Origin of the sequence: Streptomyces sp. FIT100 (assembly GCF_024584805.1) — a bacterium.
Classification (GTDB): Bacteria; Actinomycetota; Actinomycetes; order Streptomycetales; family Streptomycetaceae; genus Streptomyces.
In genome coordinates this window covers 7,862,354-7,883,082 of the sequence record NZ_CP075715.1, presented here as the reverse complement: position 1 = coordinate 7,883,082, position 20,729 = coordinate 7,862,354, and the positions used below count along the sequence as shown (strand labels likewise).

Below are 20,729 nucleotides of genomic sequence, written 5' to 3'. Positions count from 1 at the left end.
CCCTGGCGTTCGCGGTAAGCAGCAGGCTGACGGCTCTACGGTCGCGGATCGCAGGCCCCCTTCACCTGCCGACCCTCGGCATGGCGGCATTCCCATTCACCGCAGTCGCTATCAAGCATCGTCGACCACGCACCGATAGCAGATCAGAACACTAGCAATACCAACGAAAGCAAGAAACGGCTCGGCCCCACGCCCGCAGCGCAGCGAAGACACCGGCAACCATTCAACCAAAACAAGATACGCCTCAACAACCCAACAACAGCGCCCCAAACCACCGGCTCCCACACCACGACCCGACCAGCACACAACGCACCAGAACTTGAGACACACACAGACACGCCCAACCAGGCAACAGCACTGCACCTTAAGCACAATCGACGATTCCGCACCCGACAGCAAGGGGGGCATCCACAGCGACATATGAACGGCACGCAGAACCTTCTACCCCTCCCCTCCCGCACCTGGCCCGCACAGTCCGACGACATCCACCCCGAGCACCCGAACAGCACTCCACTACCACACACAACAACCAACAACCCCCCACACCACACACATCAAGCCACTTGCCGCTCCGGCGTCCTGCCCTGACCCGATGACGAACGCGAACCCCACCACAGCCTCGGGGCAAGTAACCCGGCGGGCCGCCAGCCGCCAGATCAACGGTGTGTGCGAGCGTCATGCCCGGGGCCTGACCGCACAGCCCCCGGGCAGCCGCCTCAGGCCCTGCCCCGGTCCTGAAGCACCGGCAGGACACCACCAGCTGCCCCTGCCATGTCACTCCCGTGCAAACCGACGTGGCCGATGCCCTGCGCGATCCGCGTGGTCAACGCACTACACGGTCCGCGGCAGAGGCAGAGGCAGACCACAGCCCCACGCCCGCGGACCCGCACGCTCGGGCCCCTTCCTCACAGGCGGTGACACGAACACCGCCGCCGTCTGCGGCAGACCCGCCGACGACCGGGGCGACAGGTCGGCAACGCCGAGTGCGACCCACGGGCAGCATGCGGGCACTCGTGCACCTCGGGCGGCCGAGAGGTGCTCTTCGCAGCCGTCCCGCGCTCTTCTTCGCTGCCGGGAAGGTGACCTCAAACATCGCAGCAGCCCGGCCATGCTTGCCGCGACACCGTCAGCGGCGACGGCCCCGCGACCACTCCACCAGATAGCAGGACAGCGGCAAGAGGCGGAACCGGGCACCCTCTCAGCCGTCCGCGGGCGCGGCGCGTGCACACTCGACAGAGCACTCGACCCATCCGACGATGACCCGCTCCCGGATCCCCCTCTTGCAAGGTGATGACGTCACACACCCGCCAGGACCATCGGCCCAAACGGACATCCGGCTCCAGGTACCCGACAGCCCCGGTCACCGAATTGCCAGGATGCAAAGGAAAAGTCCTGATCTTTCCCTCGTCTGTATACATTCCCACTCAACGCAACCGGCATATGCCAAGATCTCACCACGGCCACCGCACCCCTGTGACGCTCCCCCGCCAGGTAGTGCGGTGGCCGTCCAGCAGCACGCCGGCCCAGCTCAAGAACGGCCCCGATACGGGCCGCAGGGCCGCGACCCTGCCAGGGGAACATCCCCCTGGCCACGTGGAACCCCCCGCCCGCAAGCCCGTGCACCGGCGTCTACCCAGCCCCCTCCCCTGCATGATCCGGCCGGGTACCAACGGCACAGGTACGCAGCGAGGATCACCCTGGCAGCATGGCTCAGCCCCCTGTCCGGCACAGCACTGCACGACAGGCGTCGCCTGCAGCGCCACATAGGCACCCGGCGAGGCCGAGGAACGCCGCACCATGACAGGGAGAGTTCGCAGCAATGGCCGAGCCGGCCGCAGCCGACCACCGAGTGCCGCATCAGGCATCGTTCGCCCTGCCGTGCTGTGCCACCAGTTGGTACGCCGTCCGGCACGAGACGGCCTGACGATCACACGGCAGAGCGCGTGCGGGACCGTGAGACCGATGACGACAGGGTAGATGGCTGCTGCTGCTCATCCCAAGTGGCACCGCGCAGGTGGCGAACTGGCCACGGTGGGCCCGGACAACGCCGCTGCCCGCGCAGGGCATGTCCGTGGTGAAGATCGCCGGAGTGACGTTCACCAGCCCGGACCGGGTTGGCCACGTGATCGGCAATGTCAACGCCGACGGGATCGCTTCGACTCGCTCCGCCCGAACGGCAAAGGCAGCCGCCCGCGAATCTTCACTCTTCCGGAACGCCGGGAGTCCAGGAAGACCGCCACGCCCAAGCCGGCCGAGCACAGCCTACCGTTCCCGGACCGGAGCCCGGCCAAGCCGCCGGCTTCGAAACGCCAGGACACGGCGGCAGTGCAACCAGGCACCCACTCGGCGCCCGCGCCATCCTGACCCGGCGATCTACGCCTGCCGTCTCTGAGGAGCACAGCCGCCGCTGGCCAACACCCTCAGAGGACCACCGAAAACAGCACCTCATCAATATCCCCGGGGATACCCCCGCGACTTCGACCTAAGAACCAGCGGCTTCGTCATCTCCCACAACCCGCCCGGAACAAACCCACTCCACATACCCCGCCCCTCCATGACAGCCTGCCGACCGCCTCACCGCACAGGCCACGGCCCCACTCGCCGACACCTCCGTTCCGCTCATTCCAACAGAGCAGCGAATACCCATAACCAAAGATCAGCACAAAGGTCGCGGCACAGGCCCACACCGGGCGCTGGAGCGCCAATCACCGGACGCCGACAGGGATAACCAGCGGAGATTACTTTATTCGCGTCGATTGCCGAAGCAGCCAAAACGCTGCCATGATCATTGCGTTACCAGTCCTCACCATCACCACAATTGGGGACCTGGCAGTGAAGGAGAGCCTCCATGTCTGCGGTCAGGCACGCGCCGCATCCCGCCTCCGGGCCCGTCAGCGACAACACGCCACGGACGTCGCCATCACGGAGTACGGCCCAGTCGGCAGAAGTTACCTATGTCCGCCCCCTCACCCCGCCGGCGCCCCGGCCTTCCGTCCGAGCACGAAAACCCGGTACCGGGTCCCGTGTCACAGCCCGGCACCCAGCTACCCAGCGCGTAGAGGCCAGCATGTTCGCATCACCCCTCCCGCAACCGGCACCAGCCGGCCCGCAATCTTCCCCACCACCGCAACCGTTTACGCCCACAGCCCAGACCGCCCGGCATCCCCGTGCAGCCGAGCCGGCCGACGCACAACAGATGCAGAGCGTGAATCCTCCAGAACCCCACTCCCGTCCACCCGCCCACGCCCGTGCCGGACTTCACCCCCACACCACAGGCAGCAGCCGCACCCCCAGCCCGAAGACGTCCGAATGACCGAAAAGGTCCTTGCGGCTGTAAACGGCCGAGCGGCCAAGGCATGCGAGCGGCCAAAAGCGACTGGGCAACCAGCCGATACACGCAAAACATCAGCACCGACCACAACGGCATGCCGACACCTTTCCTCGGCACCGTCGGAACACCCGTACGCCTGGCACCCTTCAACCCGGTGTCCCTGGCCAAACCGGTCGACCTCGCCGTACGCCACCGGACGGCAGAAACAGACACGCCACAGCAGATCCAACCGCCCACGACACACCGCCGTCTCCTGCCGCCAGCCGGCCCTTCACCATTCCCCCCGGCCCTCCTTTGCCGAAGGAATCCGATGAACCTTGCCCGCCTCAGACAGCTACTGCGCTCCTACCACTCCCCACTCGCCCACCACCTGTGGTCCGCCGTCATCACCACCTCGGATTCACACGGGACCACCGCGCCACGGCCTCCGTCCATCCCCTCCTGCGCACGCGGCCACACCCCCACCCGCCGCGACCCCGACCGCGAAGCACCACCCACCTCCTGCCACTGCGCCCAACCCGCCCCGGCCATCCACCAAAGCCGACCACACAATCCCCCGCCATGGCCGACCCCGAAAACCCACGACCACCACCCCGCACAAACACGCCCGGCGGTATCCCCACGCCCCAGCCACCGCCCGGTCACCGCTCACCCCAGCACCGGCACCCTCACCCACCTGCCGCCCACCCCTCAATTCCCCGGAGACCACTACTTCGGCGAAGGACAGGACAACACCTGGGTACTCATGCTCCGCCTCCGCCTCATCATCCGCGGCTACGCGGATGACCAACGAGCAGCCCTGGAACAGGCAGACAACAACCTCACCCAAGCACGTCTCTGGGACGACCAAGTCCGCACCGCCTGCACCCGCTTCCAACTCGCCCAAGGCTGGCGAGGAGCCAGAGCCAACGGATACCCCACCAAAGAAACCTGGCAGCAACTATGGACACGCTGACCCGCGCAACCCCACACCCCACCTAGCCACCCCAACGCCCCCGCCCGGGAAGAAAATCACCCAACCCCATGCCGCACCGCCTCCCCACCACACCACCACAGCAACCGCCACCCCCGCACCTCCACCCCGAGATCCCCCACCCGCAACCCACCCCCCGACACACGCCACCCCCGCACACAACAAACAAACTCACCGCCGAACTAAGTCAGCACCCCCACTTCGACCGCATCACCATCCAAACCACAAGAAACCTCACCAACATCACCATCCAAACCACAAAGGAACTCCACTACGGCAACTCCGGAAAACCAGTCCCCCTTACCGGAACCCGCCTGCTCCTCATCACACTCACCACCAGTCGCACCCACAACACACCCCCCTACACCTACCAAGGCCCCCGCCTCACCACCACACACCACATGACCAAAATCAAAGGATTCGCACTTACCGACATCACCAACAACACCATCAGCTTCGGCGCAGCATTCACCACCAACCCCAGCCACCGCATCATCCGCCACCATCCCCCAACAACCCTCACCATCGACATCATCCACTGACCACCACACCCGCCAGCCCGCCCCCGCAGACCACCCCGACCAGCAACCAAACAACAAACACGCGCAATCCCCAACACCCACCCGTCAATCAGGACCGAACTGCCTCCTCGGCGAGATCGACAGTCCGCAGAGTGCGGGGCATCGCAGCATCGGCGAAGATAAACGCGTCACAGGCGTCAGTCTTGTCCTCGCCGGGATCCAGATCGGCGATCCGCCGCATCGTCAGGCCGAGTAAGCAGGCCAGTTGGCAACCCGCATCGCGGGCAACCGCCATGGGAAGGACCTCGATAGAAACCCGGCTGTTCGACGACCACCTTCACCGCCCGTGCCTGGCCTGCATTTTCTCGTACAGCGCCCGCAACTTCGGCTCGCTGTTGGGAAACGGCTTGTCAACACCTTCTTCCCAGCCCGGTTGACGGCGGTGACGCGGTGTTCGCGCGTGCCGGCATCCAGACAAGGCAGACATCGATGCCATCGTCAGCGGTCATGCCCGTTGCTCTTGTGCCCGCCCTCTTCCCCCGCCTCCCCCGCGGCGTCAGCGTGCCGGCATCCACGTCACGAAGAGACTGCCTCGCCCATCCACGGCGCCCGTACCTCCAGTCAGGGCTGAGGGCTCAAGCGGGCCCGCCAGATCGGTTCCTGCACTTGCCACGAATGCGCATTTGACATAGAGCGAAGCTATGTCACTCTTGTAAGCATTAATGGGCAGATCTGTTGCATAGGACGGCGTGAGGGATGCCTTCCTGAGCCGCCCCCTGGTCCTGCTGCGGAAGACAGGGCAGCCGGTCGTTCGGCATCCCCCAGCGCCGGCGCCCTGTACGAGTTTCCGAAGTGGTCGCTCATCGGCCGGTGGTCCCCCGGCAGCGAGACTGAGGCAACTCAGTCCGATGCCGCCTCTGTTGACACGGCCGACCACTGCGGCCACCCACTCGTATCGATGTTCCTGCTGGCCGGCCCAGTGCCGTGAGATGCCATGCCCTCCGGTGCCGAGTCCGGGAACTCTGCGGCTTTCCGGGCGGTGGGTCGTTGACCGTGACCTCGCTGCCTGGGTTCATACCAGCCCGGCCCCCCTCCCCCCACTGGCCGGGCTCACTCAAATGAGCGCCTTTATCCTGGAAGGCGGCGCCCTCGCATCACCCCCGGTCCACTGCGCCCGTAACCCATGCCGTGACCGCCGCCATCGCCTCGGTCGACGTCGCCAGGACCGTTTCCGGGGCGGAGTGACCAGCAAGATTCATCTCGCGGTCGAGCAAGACCAATAGCCGTGGTCGGTGGTGATCATCGCCGGGCAATGGGGCGATTCCCCTCAGTTCGAGTCGGTGCTTGAAGCCCGGGTGCCCAGGCTCGGTCCGGGACGGCCACGCGAGAAGCCGGATCGAGTGCGTGCCGACAAGGCGTACAACTGCCGCAAGAATCGCCCCTATCTGCGCAGACGCAGCATCAAAGCGACGATTCAGTACCCCGCGGACCGAGTCCGCAACCGGCAGCAGCGCGGCTCGCGAGGTGGACAGCCGCTGACGTTCAACAAGAACGACTACAAGCAGCGGCACGCCGTCGAGTGCGGGATCGACCAGCTCAAGCGGCACCGTGCGGTCGCCACGAGATACGACCATGGAGGCCCGCTTCACCGCCGCGATGGTTCAGGGATGTGTCTCAAGGATGGCGAACTAACGAGCTTGTGCACGGTAGGCGGTATGGCGGAGCGGACTAGGATGGTTCATTCAGAGTCGTGTGATGGGGAGCGCGACTCGTACAGCGAGCGCGACTCCAGTGGCGGCACCCACGAGTTCGTGGGCTGGCTCGCCCAGCGCGGACAGTGGCTGTCCTACTCGGTCGGGATGGTCGTCACCGAGCAGATTCACCAGGCCGCACTCAAGGGCTCCACCCTGGCCTGGACGGGCGGCGATCGAACCGGACGGTGAGGTCCGGGACGGAGCCTGGGTCGTCGAACTCGCCGACGACTGCCTCAACGGCTGGCCAGAGGGAATTGCGGCTGATCGTTCGCAAGGAACGACCGCACCCTGACGCCCATCCTGCGCATTGCCGACGCCAACGGGCCGATCGCCGCATTGGATCTGCGGCACCACCAATGCGCTCGGGCCGAGGACCACATCCGAGCCGCGCGGCCAGGCCTTCGCAATCTACGCCTGCACGTCACCGCCCAGAACCAGGTCTGGTTGGAGATCGTCCAGCTCGCCCTGGGCTTGCTGCCCTGGCTGCCGTTACTGCCGTTGCTGGCCTCGAGCGTGAAGCCCCGGCTGCGGCTCCGCCTGTTTCTCCGCCACCGCCCAACCGGTCACCACCGCCCGCCGCCGTCACCTGAGATTCGCGCGTACCCGAGGACAGCCGGAGCGTCACTCAGGCGGAGGGCTAGAACCTCGAGCGGTGCCCTCTGCATCCTCATTGTCAGGCGGTGTTGTTGTCTGGCTCGATGGTGGCGAGTCGGTGCTCCAGCCGGTAGATCGGGCAGTTGATGGAAATCACATCGCAGTGGTGCGGGAGGTAGTCGGGGATGGCGGTGGCAAGGATTTCGTCGCCTAAGACATCTGAGGTTGGCACTTGTTCCCTCGCAAGAGTGGGTGCTGCCAGCTGGCCGAATCCCGTCCTGTGGTCCTCGTTGGTTCTCGTGGTGGCGCCACGATTTTCCCGTGCAGCCTTGACTGTTCAGATGCGAGGAAAATATGGAGGAAGTCGAGGCCAGATTCCTGGTCATCGCGGGCGGGGCCGTCCCGAAGGGCCCTTGGCGACAAACCCGCGGCAGTCCCAGGCCTCCTGCGTCGACGTGTTCGCCGCCTCGTCGAGGGCCCGCCTTGCACGTCAGCCGGGCGACGCGCTTGCGCCCGGCTGACAGGCCGTTGATTTCGCGCAGGTCGCCTGGATGCGCGAGGCGCGATAGGCCCGTGGGACCGCTCGTAGTGCCCGCAGATCTCCTCTGAGGACGGAGTCGTCCCGCACCGGCGAATGGGCCTCGGTCGCGCCAGGCACAGTCGCCCTGTCGCCACACACCCAGTAGCCGAGCGGCAAGGGAGACATCGTCTCCCGAACGAAGAAGATCGTGGCCTTGAGGAGGACCTCCCTCTCCTGACGCAACTGCTTCACCTCACGGTGCAGCCAGGCGAGTTCCTCCTTCTCCTCGCTGGTCAGACCTGAACGCCCCGGCGGCCACGCGGTCCTGATTGGCCCAGGTACGGAGGGTGTGGGCGGACGGCTCGAACTCCTTCGTCCAACCAACTCCAGTGCCGCATCCGCGCGCCGGGCGAACGCATCGCCGCCGAATTCAAACAACGCTGGCGCACCTCCAACACATCCCTCTCTGCCCCAGCCGCATCGGCGCCATCGCCCAAGCCACCCTCGCACTCAACAATCCGTAGAAGTAACCTTCGCCGAGAAAACCTCAACGACTTGGAGCACAGAATGGATTTTTGGAACGAAGATGGACCAAGCCCCCCAGCAAAATGGGCCACAGTGAAAATCTCCATCGAAGACAAAAAGCCTTTCGATGCAATTTCTTTAGGCGGTGGCATCACAGTAAGCACGCTGACTGATTCGCAGATCGCAGAAGGGGAGCAAGTCGACGTCAAATCGTCAGATGAGTTTATATCGGAAGTCGCGGATTACACCGACAGGATTCGCCGCTGTGCATCCGGAGAGAAATTGGTGGACTTCTTTGCCAAGAACTATCCCATTCCCAGACGCCACCCCAACCGGCTCGGAACTTTCAAAGACTTCTCGGAAGAAGTTGGATCGGAATGGCTACACGCGAAGGTGGGTAGTGAGCCAGTAGGGGTTAATCTAGTCATCTATAGACGTCGCGGAAAGTATCAAAATATTTGCGCTGCGCCCTTATCTTACATTCGAGCCATGGATGGCTCCGGTTCCCCAAGCCTGATTCGGTATGATCCACGGTTCACCTTCATGCAAGACCGTAGCATTGTGGCCCCAGAACTAATCCTGGCTCACGAGATGATCCATGCAGCCCATAGTTTGGCCGGCTGCTACGTGTCACGAGAATCAGGCGACGTGCCCATACTGTGCGGTAAAGCAAAAGGAAAGTTCGCCTTCGATGAGACAAACCTCGAGGAAATGGCAACCCACGGAAATCAAGTGGGCTTGAGGTGGATCTTAGGAACATTGAACAGTAGCGGAAGAGAAAAGCTACGGATGCATCCTTCGCAGACGGCCAGCGTGGAACTGGCGTCTGCTTTTGAAGAGTACAAAAATATTTCCGATGCCAGGATAACGAAATCCCGTTGCGAGATATTCGAAATATCTGAGCTTAGAATTGCTTTGGAATTGGGCCTCGTCACTAGACCATCCTATGGCCCGATTTGCGGTACCGCCGACAAGGCGGACCAGTTTATTCTGGAGTTGAGCCGCAGGAGAGGGGAAATCTCCGATCAGGTGTTCAGTAAAGCCCAGCCCATAAACCTCAACAGAAAGGATGTGCAAAAAGACGGACTATCGAGTGGTGTCCGGTCGATTTTGAATCGACCCTCCGATGAGCCTCACATCACACAAAACCTAACACTCGACGAACAGCAACGCGCTCAATCCATCATTGAAGCAAGTGCCAATCCGAGTAAAGATAGTCTTTTGGGGTTCACCCAAGTACCCCTAAGCCACCCCGAGGATATGCAAATAGTTGACGTCCTCATTCTAGATTCGAGTGCGTGACAGAGCGACGTGAACGTCGATGACTCAATCACCATCCCGAGGCGATGAAGAAGCTCACTCATCGGCAACTTGGAAAGTTCGACTTAAATACTCGCAAAGTAGCCACCGTCTCGTTTCACAGAAGAAGGGAACTTCACATGTCCATCGATAATGCGCAACCGAGGCTTCTTCCCTACGAAAACAGAACCATCCCAGAACGGTACTACAGATTGGATTCGCGAGGGCCGAAAGAAATCTTCAAGACTGGTTTCTACTCCTTTGGGACTGGTTGGGATTTGGCGCGCCACGTCTCCGACTTTCAGGCATACTCTCCAGTCACGGGATTTATTAGCACTAGCTCCAATGCAACAAACGTCCTACGTATGTTCATTGCATGGAACGTAGATAAAGATACACTAAAGAAGACCAAAAGGATCGATAAGGCAATCATTAAGAAATTGGAGGAAGCCTGGGGTCGCACCGATCGCATGATTCGCCTGGAGAAGAATAATCAGCCGCTAAGTCCGCAACAAAATCAGGCACGGCAAGAACTGCTCGACATGCTTTACGGAAAGGAGATAAAAGTCTGGAAAGAAGTTGCAAAGTTGAACGATAGCCGACCGGGTAAAAGCTGGGTCGAACTATGGATGTACTCCATAATGTCCAGTCCTTATTTTATTGATGTTGAAAATAATTTGAGTTTGATTCCTCACAGAGCCAAGCTGGCGGGAGAGAAAGCGGCCAAGCTGGCTCGGCATGCTAACGAATGGGCTGCACCCGGATGGATACCACCCAGCATGATCATCGAAGCGATGAAAGTGAGGTTCACTCTGACTAAGATCAGAGGAAAGGTGGCGACGACACCGAACGCTGAACGTGATGGTTTGGTCTTTGATGCAGGGCTGGACTTTGAAAGCAACAGGGGGAGCGGGGAAACGCAATACAATGAGACAAGAAGGCCGTTCAACCCATTCAAGGACGAGCGCCTCAGATATAGGGGGCTCATTGGGTACTACATGGATTATAATCCACGTTTCCTGAACTTTAAGATTCGCCTTGATCCAGGAGAATTTCGGGATCCCGAGGAGTATCTTGGCGGCTCAAAATTCAAGTATCCGGACGGATGGGAAGCGGAGGATGAGTATGCCAAGAGCGGTGGTCCTGCATACCCTTACGGTAAGCCTGAAAGCATGCCTGAGCCCGATAAGAAGGTCTTTGAAAAAGACTACATCACCATGGAAGAAATGGCCGAGGCATTTCTCCTCACTCCTCCCAAAGCATTTATGTTCTGACGGGAAAGTCGTTCAAAGCTAATCGCTCACAGTGCGCGTTCTCCGTCCTCAGTCCAAGCTGGCGATATGCAGGCAGAGGACAGATTGACCAAGGTCTGTTATGCGAGTGGTCGAGCACCGGAGCTTCCAGAGAAATCGCCACGACTTGAGGGTGGCGACAACCGGCTCGACGAGGGGCGCGGATCTTTGCGCGGTATCGGTTGGCGGCTTCCCGACCTGTAGAAAGGTCTCCGGCCGGCCACAGTAGGGGGTCTCGGACTGTGCCACCCGCGCCTTGGTGGCCCTTGTCGGCCCCGCAGGTAATGCCAGCCTCTGCCAGAGCGTCGACGATGCCGGGTCCGCGGGCTGAGCAGACGTCCTGGACGGCTCCGGGCAGGGCCGAACAGTAGGGTCGATTCCTTCGGAAGCAGATTCTCGGCACCGGTGGGCAGGAGGCGGCTGGCATGGCGCACAGTGGTGGCGGGTCGGTTGCTTTCAGCGCGGCCCGGGTTGGGTAGCGGACCAGCAGGTTGGCGCTGTCGCTGTAGCCCAATGGTCGAATCTCGTGCAGTAGATGGGTGACGGGGACTGTGCGGTCGACCGCGTGGCGGGCACGCAGATGGTCACGATAGGGGTCCACAACGGTGAGCCAGCAGCGAGGGCGATGCGCATTGCCTGGGGTTTGGGCATGCGGATATGGCTTTGACGGTGTTCAGGGCCAGGCCGAGGCGGCGGGAGCAGTCGGGTAGGCCGACGCCCTGGCCAAGGAGATCGTGGATCTTGCTCTAGCGTTCGCGGGTAGTTTGTTCACGTACTACGCCAGGGCAGGGCGGGTTGACGGCGGCCCAGCAGTCGGGGCGTGCCGGGGACCTCAAGCAGGACTTCGTCGCAGAGGTTGCATCAGAGGTGCCACCGGTCGCTGACCTGCACCGCTGTGGGCAGGGCGCGGCGGACGGCCTCAGCCTAGGCGACGGAGTCGTCCCGGCACACGCCCTCATGTTCGGGCAGCACCGGGACGCGTCTACCGGTCTCGGCGTCGGTGATCATCGTGACGCAGCGGTGGCGGCGGCGCGGAGCGGAGTCATCCACGCCGATCACCCCCCGGGACCACCGGCAGCCGCAAGCGCCGCGGATGGCGCAGCGCGGTAATGCGGAAAACAGGCACGGCTACCGCGTCGACCAGGCGTGCAACTGCCCAGACGGCGTAACTCCCGCGCCACCCAGGGCCATCTGCCCGGCAAGCCGCACCGCGCGGCGCTGATCGCGCTCCAGCAGTCCGGGAATCTGCTCGCGGAAGGTCTGGCACCAACCGCCCAGGACCGGACAGGCCAACCGCCCAACGCGTAGGCACACGACGACCACGCGGCCGTCGACTGGCACGTCACCGTTCGGCGGGGGTACCCGTGCACCTTCCCCATCAGTGTCCCTCATGTCGAACACGACACCGACGCATCCCGGGTGCGGGCCGCCAACCATCACCGCGGCACCACTCACGCCACGCCTTCGACAACCAGCACCGGCAGTCCGGAAAACACCGTCCCCAATAGGGGAGTTGACATCCACCACAAGATCATGATCACCGGCGGCAACCCGACGTCAACATCAACTGCGGGCCAGACCCGTTAACTGGACACACCCCAGCCAATCCCGCCCGTCAGCAAGCGCACAGAGGCAAGCAATTAGTTTAGCCCAAATAGAACACGGGCCCGACAGAGAGAAGGTGCATTCGATGCCGGCAGCACAACCGAGCCTCAATGTAGTCACCAACAAGGTAACGGCATCCTATTTTTTGGTGGCAATGAGCGATGGGGATACCCAAAGAACGGTTCTCGTAGACGCGGGCTACACGACGGGTGGCCCCGATAGGGCCCTGAATACACTAAAGAATCTTCTGGATACATGTTCCAGACAGGAGAACGGCAAGTATGTGTTGGATTATGTGTTCATAACTCACACAAGGAAGGAGCATTGGAATCTCCTCCCAGAGCTCTTCCGTATTGCGAATGTAGGAGCGCTGAGGTATGCGGGCCGACTCTCCGACTATCCGACGGCGATCCGGGATCTCATTTCAATAAAAAATGGACGAGGTTACGATGGGTTCTATTCCAATGTCGCACAGCCGGAATTCCAGCACGGTTTCACCAAATTATATATTCTGGGGGTGGATTCTTCGGGGGGTTCAGGGAGTGGAAATCCGAATGGTAAGAGTCTCGTCCTTGCCGTAAGGCATTTGGACACCAATATCCTGCTTTTGAGTCACGCCGACAAGCTTTCGCTCAAGATGTTGGAAGAATCCGTTTATGACATCGTTCGAGATGGCGTCACTCTAGTGATGGGGCACCCGGAACCGGAGTCGTTATTGCGGTGGCCTTGGAGTGATCTTAGTGGAAGCGACCTGGAGGTTCGCATGCTCGATGCTAGCGACGGTAGGGCATGCGGACTGTTCTCTGCGGTGATACAGGCAAGGGAGAAGGCGTCAGACCCTCGGTCTCGTATTCGCGTTCTGAATCTTCCAGAGTCAGACTATCCAGTGGAATTCGAGTAAAGTGTACCAACATGCAGCAATCAATAATAGATTGCTTTAGCGCGCATTGGCATAGAGTGTTGATCGAGAATGCATAATATACAAACGGAGTTTTAGGAGGCATGGCTATGCTTACGGTCGAACAAATGATGGACCGATTGGGGAGAGCACAAGGAGGTTCGTTCTCCCTGAAACTTGAGGACCTGGGCGAGGCAGTCTTCGGCAATATTTGGGACCGCCTCTTCAGCGATGAAGTGATACTTGATGACTGCTCTACATCTCAGGAAGAGATGAAGGTATCGGGATACGGGAATCTTCCAGACTTTCCGGATCGCAGTGCCGTCGCCCTGCGGTTCCAAGCAGGCGAATCAGAAGTTCGTGGAATGGTAGTAGATATCACATTGTCCCGGCATTTACTTAGCGGTGAGATGCGGAATTTGGACATTAATTCATTGTACCAACGGTACCCCTTCCTGGGAGATGCTCACTTATTGGCGTCTACCACAGAAGATTGGGAAGTTGAACAGTGGATCGAGTTGGAGTGCACTTTTCCCGACGGGCAGTCGGAATTTCGAGTGCGCCTGGAGCCTGCCCCTCAGGGAATGGGATTCACTATGGCAGCGCAGTTCCAGAATGGAGAGTCGCCCACGTTCAACATGTCTCAGCCTCAAAGCATTCCATTCATTCCCGACCAGCTTTCCACAAAAATTGCTGACCTTAATCCTGCTGAACTGGCAATTCCAAACTGCCAGGTGCGGGAGGTCTCCCTTCGATTGGATACAAGTGCCAAAATCTATGGCGTATCCATGAAGCTCGCGATCGGTGCTCAATTGCAGTGGGATTTTATGGACGCCAAAGCGAGCTTCAACGACGCCTCTGTTGAAATTTCCACTGTCTATGTCAACGGATCATGGAGTGCTTCCGCCATCTTGTCCGGTAAGGTCAGGATTATGGGCATAGAACTTGTAGGGATGGTAGCCCTTCCAGATCTGCGTTATGAATTTTCATTGGGGTTCGGAACGGCTCAAGAACTCAGCTCGGACATTGCTCAGGCGCTTCCCGCAATTGAATCGGCACAACTTCTAAACGCCACTCTCCTCGGTAGTTGGAGAGCCCGAGAAAGTCGTTTGCACGTCGAAGTAGGCGGGACCTGGAAAGCCTGGGAGGGTGTTGCACTCTCGCATATAGGGGCTGATTTATTCCTGGACTCATCGGGCGTTGCATCCGTCCAGGTTTCCGGAGTCTTTTTGCTCGGAGATGTTGAACTCACTCTTTCGGCATCAAAGACTGCATCCTCGTGGAGGCTTTCCGGAATTTTCCAGGATGTTGACATCAGAAAGCTTTGTGAGACCATCGGAATTTCGCTACCCGATTCACTGAGCGAACTCAATATTGATGAATGCAGACTTGATGCTTTAATCGCCCCAAAGGGGTTATCTTTTCTGTGCACGGGATCCTTGGTGGTCGGGGGTATGGAGTTCCGACTAGCGGTGTCAATCTCCTGGCCGTCCATCGAAGTAAAGTTGCACTCGGAAGTCATTCTAGAGGAGAGCATGCTCTTCCTTGATGGAAGCGCAACGGTTCAAGGATTCTTACTATCTGGGGAATTCGGACAGCCAACCTCAGTCTCTCAGATGCTGAAGTCCTTCGGGATAGCAAAGGATTCTGGTCTAGATGCAGCTTTGAGTGTGCTGGATTCCCTTCCATCGCTGGAATCAATTTCTATCGATTATCGGCGAGCTTCGCCTCCTCTAACTAGTAGTTCGATGGCTGTCACTGCAAAGGCGGTGGATGTGACGGTCGGGCTAATTGCGATCTGACCTGGAGGGTTATTCATCAGAGCTTTATCATCCTCTACCGGTAGGTGCACTGGGTCCATGGCAGGTGAGGCAGTGGCGTCTCCCCAGTGAAATGATCGATACGAAACAGCGTGAACCACCCGTGCATGAGCAGGTCAGGCGAGCTGGGCCCGGCTACGGACAAACATGAAGCTCCTGGTAGGACTGGTCTCACCACAAGGTCATGTCCGTAACCACCAGAGGCTTCACCCTGGTCACAATGTTGCCACGCTTGACGTCCCGCGCCGTGTCGGGAATACCTGTCCCGTCTACTCTCAGCACACCGGCGGCGAATCGGCACTCCGCACATTAGCAGCGCGCTCGACCCGTTCCACGAAACCGTGCTGGTGCTGCGCTGATTCCGCGGATGCGTCCACTGCCTGGCCCGCGACGCCCGCGTATCCCAGTCCACCGACTAGCGCTCCCTGCATGAAGGCATCGACGTCCTCGCCACCCACGCCCCGGACCTGCACGAGATCCTGGACCAGTGCCGACGCAAGCGCATGACCCACGTGATCCTCGACGGCACTCTCACCGAAGCAGGCCTCCTCGCCGGTATCCGCGACAACGGCAATAACCTGTGGTACAGCCAGAAACACAAGACATTCGATTGCAACGTTCAGTTCCTGGCCGCCCCGGACGGCACCCCGCTTTGCGTCTCCGACGTCGAGCCCGGCTCCACCTCCGACATCACCATCGCCCGCATCCACACCCTGCCCGCGCTATACAAGGCCTCAGCCGACGGGCCTCATGGGCTGCCGCTCGCTCTGCGAAGCCGGCCAGCCGGCGGGGAAGGCCAGTCAGATCGTCCGTGTCGGGCGGCACCGAGAAAGTACCCGACGCAGCCCAGCCCTGGGCGACATCGTCCGGCACCTTCTGGCGGGCGCTCGCGAGTGAGTCGCGGAGGGTGTCGGTGAGCGACACGCTGACGACGTCACCGCCTCCTGCCACGGTGATCAGGTGCCCGTGCCGGGGGTCTCGACGGCGTCTGTGGATCTGCCGATTATCGGTACCTCGGCGGGCACAGGTCGGCAACCGGATCGACGCCCTTCACCACAACCGCGTCGTATCCGGTCCCGCGGGGCTGACCGTTCACCGGCCCCGGACGGGTCCAGGACGTGATCCACAACATCAACGCCGCCGGCTACGGCTGCGGCTCGCGCTACACCACACGCAAAGGCGCCCGCCCGGAGATTGCCACTCCCCCAAGCGCCGAGAGACCGGGAAGACCCCCACATCCAAGCCGTCCGAGCACAGAGCGCCGTGCCCGGCCCGGGCACGGCCAGGCCGGTGGACTTCCCGCCCGCCGAGGCGGTGGTCGGCGGCATCAGCCACGAGGTCCCGCAGGTCCCGCTCCGCGAAGAGGGCGTCCCTTCCCAGCGGGTGGAGACCCGGAACGCCTCCCACGGCCCCCGCCAGGCGGCCACAAAGGGCCCGCGCCGAGCGTCACCACGCGATCACCGGCGACAACACATCCGAAGTCGTCTCCCGCCCTCGGCGAGTTCGGACCGCCCAACCTCCAGCCCCACCCGGACGGCAATAGGCTGAGCACGACGGACGGAACAACGCCCGCGGCAAGTGGGCGCAATGGTGTATCCCAGGCCCCTCGGCCACGGGCCTTGAGGGCTTCACCGCCATCGGCGCGGGGCGCCGAGACCGACAACGAGGATGGCGGTGCTCGTAATCGCGGACCAGGCGGCGGTGCAGTTTCAAGATGCCGTAGGTCTGCTCGCCCCTCCACCGCTTCGGTTGCGGAATCAACCCCCGTCTCCTGCGGGTTGCGTTCGACGATCTCGACCTCGATGGCCGGGCAGGCGCCGTGCGCGATGACCTGGTGCTTGAAGCCCTGGTCGACCAGGGCCTCTCGACGGCTTCTCCGACGTTGCCGGCGACCTGGTTCCGCAGGCGGGGGTACGGCAGCAATGTTGCTGGTGCTTTTCCATACGTCCCAGATGACCCGATCGCCTTCGCGGCGCATGGTGACCTACAGGGCGCCGCAGCAGCCGGCCGTGCAGGTCGTCTCGGCGATCATGACCCGGCGAGGTTCCTTCGTGACCGCCAGCGGCCAGCGCTCGGCCGCCCCCTCCAGTGTCGGCAGCTGAGTGCCGCCCCTTCCGGATGGACCACCTTCAGGACGTCTGCGCCGTCGATCAGAGGCCGCACCTCGGCCCAGGATCCGCCGCCCAGTCGTGCGGGATCCTGTGCTGCAGAGTCAAAGGCACTGATCGCCAGCTGAACGGTCATACCCACACGATCGGTTGACGCCGCGTAGCCGCATACGCATTTTCCTGCTGGGATCACCGTCGGCCGGTCACCGAGCGCGGCCACCTCTCGTGATCGATTCGAACTGCTCGCACATTACTCACGGGTATCGGCAAGCAGTAGTCGATCAAGCGCCGCGATGAGCAGTCCGCTTCAGCCCCACCAGGAACGGACATCAGCGAACGAACCATCCTCTAGCAAGCACTGCCCTCGCCAGCCCGGCAGCCCTCGGGCTTCGCAACCACTCCTCCCCCCAACTCCCAACGAGCCACCGGCCTGATCGTCGTCGGCACCACCAGCCCGGACCACGACCACTTGCGCATCCGGCTACCGAGACACGACAAACCACCGCTGGCATTGCGTCGAGCGCATACCTCCGATGTCTCATGGGCAGAAGCCCCTCGCGCACCGCAAAGTTCAATTCGCAACCAAGGAAGGACGCACCTTTCCATGACTCCAACGCCCCGATGGCTCAAGAGATTTACTGCTGTTGCGCTTGCAGTTGGCGTTCTGTCCACCACACCCGTCGCCTCAGCCGCCTCTGCCGATCCATCCGATCAAAGCGCGTGCTCGATCGGCTCCGGGCCTGTCTTCACCAGCGGTGCCCTCTTGTGCGCGCCGCGCGCCGGAGCCGAGGTCTGGTGGGACGGGCGGGTTTCCGATCCGGCTTGGCATTACACCATGGGCCTCCTCGACGGCTCGATGCACGACTTCGCCTGCTACAGGGAAGGCGAGCAGCACAGCGGCGGCAACAACATCTGGTACTACACCTGGAGCAACGAGGTGCACGCCAGCTACGGCCTCGGGTTCGTCAAGTCCACTGACGTCTACACCGGGACGCACCCGTATCCGGGGCTGAAGCACTGCTGAGACCGCGCTGAAGCAACGTCAGGGCTCCGCGGACCTCCTCCTCCGCGGAGCCCGTCCGGGGCCAAGCCCTTCTCCAATCCTCGCAACGGCCCTCCGGGCACCCGGCCTTCGTTGCGGCGCATGCCGGGGATGCTGCGCGTCCGAGGCGTCCAGACGTCCAGAAGACGGCTGCCGGCGACTGTCGCGGCGGCTCAGTGGCCGAGTGGGTTCGCCCCGCACGCCCTCGCCACAGGCGGGATGCGTGGCGCGAGTTCGGCCTCAGTCACTGCCGCCGCCACCGCCGCAGCCGAAACCGCCGCCCGAGCCCTCGTCCGACTCCGAGGAAGTATCGGAGTCGCGGTCCAGGGCCTTGCCCATGCGGATCAGAGCCCGGCCCAAACCGGACGGAATCGGGTCCGCGCCGACGACGACGCGACGGACCGGCCCGTCCGGCAAGGCGGCGGGACCGGCGACGACATACGCCGGCAAGCTCCCGTCGCGTTCAGCCGCCCGCAAACGCCGCCTGCCCGCCCGGGTGAGCCGCGGCCGAGCCCCCGTCACCAAGCCCTCTGCTGCCAGTCGGCGGCCGATCTCCTCGACCTCCGGGCAGCGCTGCACCGCGGCGCGTACGGAGGCCAGGCTCGTGCTGCGCGGGCACAACGCGATCACGGCGCGCTCGACCGGATGCCGGGGCCGCTCCTCGCCCACGGCACGTACCCGCGAAACGCGGACCGTGACCAGTCCTCGTTCGAACAGCTCGATCACGGCGCTGTCCGCCACTCGCAGGGCCCCGCCCGCCAGGAAGGCGACGTCGTACACGTCCAGGGCCCCGCTCTCCCCCACCGCCGCCGCGCGCCTTCGGAACACCAGTCGCATGCCGACCCCCTTTTCGACACCGCCCCTGCCCGAAGTGTCACCCGACAGCACGGTGCACAACCCTCCACCGGCCGCTTCAGAGGAACACGTGAGCTTTCTCGCTGAGTTTCTCGCTGAGGGGCACATTCGCGCGCCCCGGCGGCTCGACGGGGTGGTGTATGCGGAGCTGTGGAGAGGGTGCGGGGCTGCTGCCAGTGCGACTTCGCCCGGATCGGCTATCCCTTGTGGAGGCGAGGCCCCGGCCGTCGTTGCCGCTCCGATGCGGCGGAGGCAGGGGCGTCGGTGAACCGCTCCGGGACGGTCGGTGGCAGCCCGATCGACGGCCGACGCGTGCGTGCCCCGTCCCCCGTCGCGGAGACGGCTAGAAGACCTGGGCGAAGCAGCCGAAGGCGATCACCCCTGCGGCTGTGATCGACGACAGCGTGATCAAGAGTTTCCGGATCTTCACAGGAGTCTCCCGGGGAGCAATGGCCGGTCGTTCTCAGACGTGGGGGCGCAGTCGCCATGGCGCCGAACAACACCGCGCCGACATGGGCCAACTCGGTTCACAGGCAGACGCGCACAAGCCATTCGTCGGGGTTGTACGCGTCCCGCGCCGGGTCGTGTGCCACGGCCGGTCGCTCTTCGACCGTGTCTTCGAGCCGGATGCGTTCCGGCAGCTTGGAGAATCGCAGTCGACGCACCACCTGGGCTGCGTCCCTGACCTTGCGTTCCTGTTCCATGTCGACGCCTCCTCAGCGCATGTGATGCGCGAAGTCACCGGGTCAGCGGACCATGATGGTCACAGACGCTCCCGTCACCTGTCAAGGGGGTGACGGGGCGGGGCGCTGGGCGGCCTACGACGACACGTTCGCGGCGATCCCCGACTCCCCGCTCGCGCGCTTGCGCGCCCGGTACGCGGCGGCCTTGATCTTGTTGCCGCATGGATCCATCCTGCACCACTCCCGGCGCGCCCCCCGCGAGTGATCGATGAAGAACTGGGTGCAGTCGGGATTCGCGCATTCCTTGAGCAGCGGCACCTCAGGCCCGCCGAGGACGGCGATGGCATCACGGGCGACATGGGAGAGTGCCTGCTGAACGGTGGCTTCGACGCGTCGCCCGTCCTCGGTGAGCTGAGGAACGGGTGGTGGTTGACGTGCCGTGTCGTTCACCACGCCCAGTGCCTCCTGGTCGTACCGCGCGCCGGTGATCCTCGCGACGACCAGGTGATAGATCGCCTCCCGCAGGGCGACCGCCTTGCGAAGATCAAGAGGCCGGCAGGCGATGTCGCTCTCCACGATCCGGCATTCGCGGAACCAGGAGCTGAGACTTTCCGGCGAGTGAAGCATCTCCCGGGGACTGGGACCGCGCCTTGCGCGCAGCGTTCCAGCGAAGTCGAGCGCCGGGCGTCCGGAGGGGAAGACGTGCTCCATATCACCATCCTGACAGGTGACGACTACCCCGGACAACGCCGGGTCCCCTCGCGACCGGCCGGCCGATCCCCGTGCCCAGGCCCTGGTGGATCTTCGCGGGTCGCGCTGGTCCGCAGCGGCTCGCGGTGCGGCAGCGCCGCGTTTCCCGGGTCGGGTGGCCCCTGATGGATCAGCTGCGGCGGTCCACGGCGAACCGGC

Annotated in this window: 14 protein-coding genes and 6 pseudogenes; 9 read left to right on the top strand and 11 right to left on the bottom strand. The window is 62.6% G+C overall.

Features of this window, described 5'->3' with window-relative positions:
- The first annotated feature begins 4,705 nt into the window (after positions 1–4,705).
- Positions 4,706–4,846 (top strand): hypothetical protein, encoded by a 141-nt coding sequence (locus KK483_RS34940; RefSeq protein ID WP_262009226.1) that lies wholly within the window; start codon positions 4,706–4,708, stop codon positions 4,844–4,846.
- Positions 4,847–4,949: 103 nt separating this feature from the next.
- Here the strand turns inward: KK483_RS34940 and KK483_RS35615 are convergent.
- A pseudogene (locus KK483_RS35615) lies at positions 4,950–5,308 on the bottom strand (transposase); the annotation flags it as partial.
- 671 nt (positions 5,309–5,979) lie between these two features.
- Positions 5,980–6,474: a hypothetical protein gene (locus tag KK483_RS34930; RefSeq protein WP_262009830.1), complete on the bottom strand. Its 495-nt coding sequence runs from the start codon at positions 6,472–6,474 to the stop codon at positions 5,980–5,982.
- A gap of 114 nt (positions 6,475–6,588) precedes the next feature.
- Here KK483_RS34930 and KK483_RS34925 point away from each other — a divergent pair.
- A pseudogene (locus KK483_RS34925) lies at positions 6,589–7,186 on the top strand (transposase); the annotation flags it as partial.
- Positions 7,187–7,252: 66 nt separating this feature from the next.
- On the opposite strand, the pseudogene KK483_RS34920 reads toward KK483_RS34925, so the two are convergent.
- A pseudogene (locus KK483_RS34920) lies at positions 7,253–7,390 on the bottom strand (ATP-binding protein); the annotation flags it as partial.
- Between the two features lie 870 nt (positions 7,391–8,260).
- On the opposite strand from KK483_RS34920, the gene KK483_RS34915 reads away from it, so the two are divergent.
- Positions 8,261–9,520, top strand: a complete 1,260-nt coding sequence (locus tag KK483_RS34915; RefSeq protein ID WP_262009224.1) for a M91 family zinc metallopeptidase — start codon at positions 8,261–8,263, stop codon at positions 9,518–9,520.
- 44 nt (positions 9,521–9,564) lie between these two features.
- Positions 9,565–10,791 carry a hypothetical protein gene (locus KK483_RS34910; RefSeq protein ID WP_262009223.1) on the top strand — a complete coding sequence of 409 codons (1,227 nt, stop codon included), beginning with the start codon at positions 9,565–9,567 and terminating at the stop codon, positions 10,789–10,791.
- 48 nt (positions 10,792–10,839) lie between these two features.
- Here the strand turns inward: KK483_RS34910 and KK483_RS34905 are convergent.
- Together KK483_RS34905 and KK483_RS34900 are read right to left on the bottom strand one after the other, a co-directional pair.
- Positions 10,840–11,170: pseudogene (locus KK483_RS34905) on the bottom strand (IS5/IS1182 family transposase); the annotation flags it as partial.
- Between the two features lie 563 nt (positions 11,171–11,733).
- The gene (locus tag KK483_RS34900; RefSeq protein ID WP_262009222.1) at positions 11,734–11,859 is read right to left on the bottom strand and encodes a hypothetical protein; all 126 of its coding nucleotides are present in this window, start codon (positions 11,857–11,859) and stop codon (positions 11,734–11,736) included.
- A gap of 96 nt (positions 11,860–11,955) precedes the next feature.
- Here KK483_RS34900 and KK483_RS34895 point away from each other — a divergent pair, with 96 nt between their 5' ends.
- The 3 genes from KK483_RS34895 to KK483_RS34885 all read left to right on the top strand — a co-directional run bounded on the left by KK483_RS34895 (position 11,956) and on the right by KK483_RS34885 (position 15,114).
- Entirely contained in the window at positions 11,956–12,117 is a 162-nt protein-coding gene (locus tag KK483_RS34895) for a hypothetical protein (RefSeq protein ID WP_262009221.1), read from the top strand.
- A 382-nt stretch (positions 12,118–12,499) separates the two neighbouring features.
- A complete protein-coding gene (locus KK483_RS34890) occupies positions 12,500–13,315 on the top strand; it encodes a hypothetical protein (protein ID WP_262009220.1) in 816 nt (271 codons plus the stop codon).
- Positions 13,316–13,416: 101 nt separating this feature from the next.
- A complete protein-coding gene (locus tag KK483_RS34885) occupies positions 13,417–15,114 on the top strand; it encodes a hypothetical protein (protein ID WP_262009219.1) in 1,698 nt (565 codons plus the stop codon).
- 293 nt (positions 15,115–15,407) lie between these two features.
- On the opposite strand, the gene KK483_RS34880 is transcribed toward KK483_RS34885, so the two are convergent.
- Positions 15,408–15,842 carry a hypothetical protein gene (locus tag KK483_RS34880; RefSeq protein WP_262009218.1) on the bottom strand — a complete coding sequence of 145 codons (435 nt, stop codon included), beginning with the start codon at positions 15,840–15,842 and terminating at the stop codon, positions 15,408–15,410.
- Between KK483_RS34880 and KK483_RS35610 the strand changes: the two genes are divergently transcribed.
- Entirely contained in the window at positions 15,759–16,049 is a 291-nt protein-coding gene (locus tag KK483_RS35610; protein WP_399016294.1) for a hypothetical protein, read from the top strand. The two genes, KK483_RS34880 and KK483_RS35610, sit on opposite strands and share 84 nt — an antisense overlap.
- A 733-nt stretch (positions 16,050–16,782) precedes the next feature.
- Here the strand turns inward: KK483_RS35610 and KK483_RS34875 are convergent.
- Positions 16,783–17,008, bottom strand: a pseudogene (locus KK483_RS34875) (IS5/IS1182 family transposase); the annotation flags it as partial.
- 29 nt (positions 17,009–17,037) lie between these two features.
- Positions 17,038–17,376: pseudogene (locus KK483_RS34870) on the bottom strand (hypothetical protein); the annotation flags it as partial.
- Positions 17,377–18,075: 699 nt separating this feature from the next.
- Here KK483_RS34870 and KK483_RS34865 point away from each other — a divergent pair.
- Positions 18,076–18,264: a hypothetical protein gene (locus KK483_RS34865; protein ID WP_262009217.1), complete on the top strand. Its 189-nt coding sequence runs from the start codon at positions 18,076–18,078 to the stop codon at positions 18,262–18,264.
- Between the two features lie 258 nt (positions 18,265–18,522).
- Here KK483_RS34865 and KK483_RS34860 read toward each other — a convergent pair whose 3' ends face one another.
- The 3 genes from KK483_RS34860 to KK483_RS34850 form a co-directional block, all read right to left on the bottom strand.
- Complete coding sequence (locus KK483_RS34860; RefSeq protein ID WP_262009216.1) at positions 18,523–19,170, bottom strand: TIGR04222 domain-containing membrane protein; 648 nt, start codon at positions 19,168–19,170, stop codon at positions 18,523–18,525.
- Positions 19,171–19,664: 494 nt separating this feature from the next.
- Positions 19,665–19,841: a hypothetical protein gene (locus KK483_RS34855; RefSeq protein WP_262009215.1), complete on the bottom strand. Its 177-nt coding sequence runs from the start codon at positions 19,839–19,841 to the stop codon at positions 19,665–19,667.
- A gap of 114 nt (positions 19,842–19,955) precedes the next feature.
- A complete protein-coding gene (locus tag KK483_RS34850; protein ID WP_262009214.1) occupies positions 19,956–20,531 on the bottom strand; it encodes an ABATE domain-containing protein in 576 nt (191 codons plus the stop codon).
- Between the last annotated feature and the right edge of the window lie 198 nt (positions 20,532–20,729).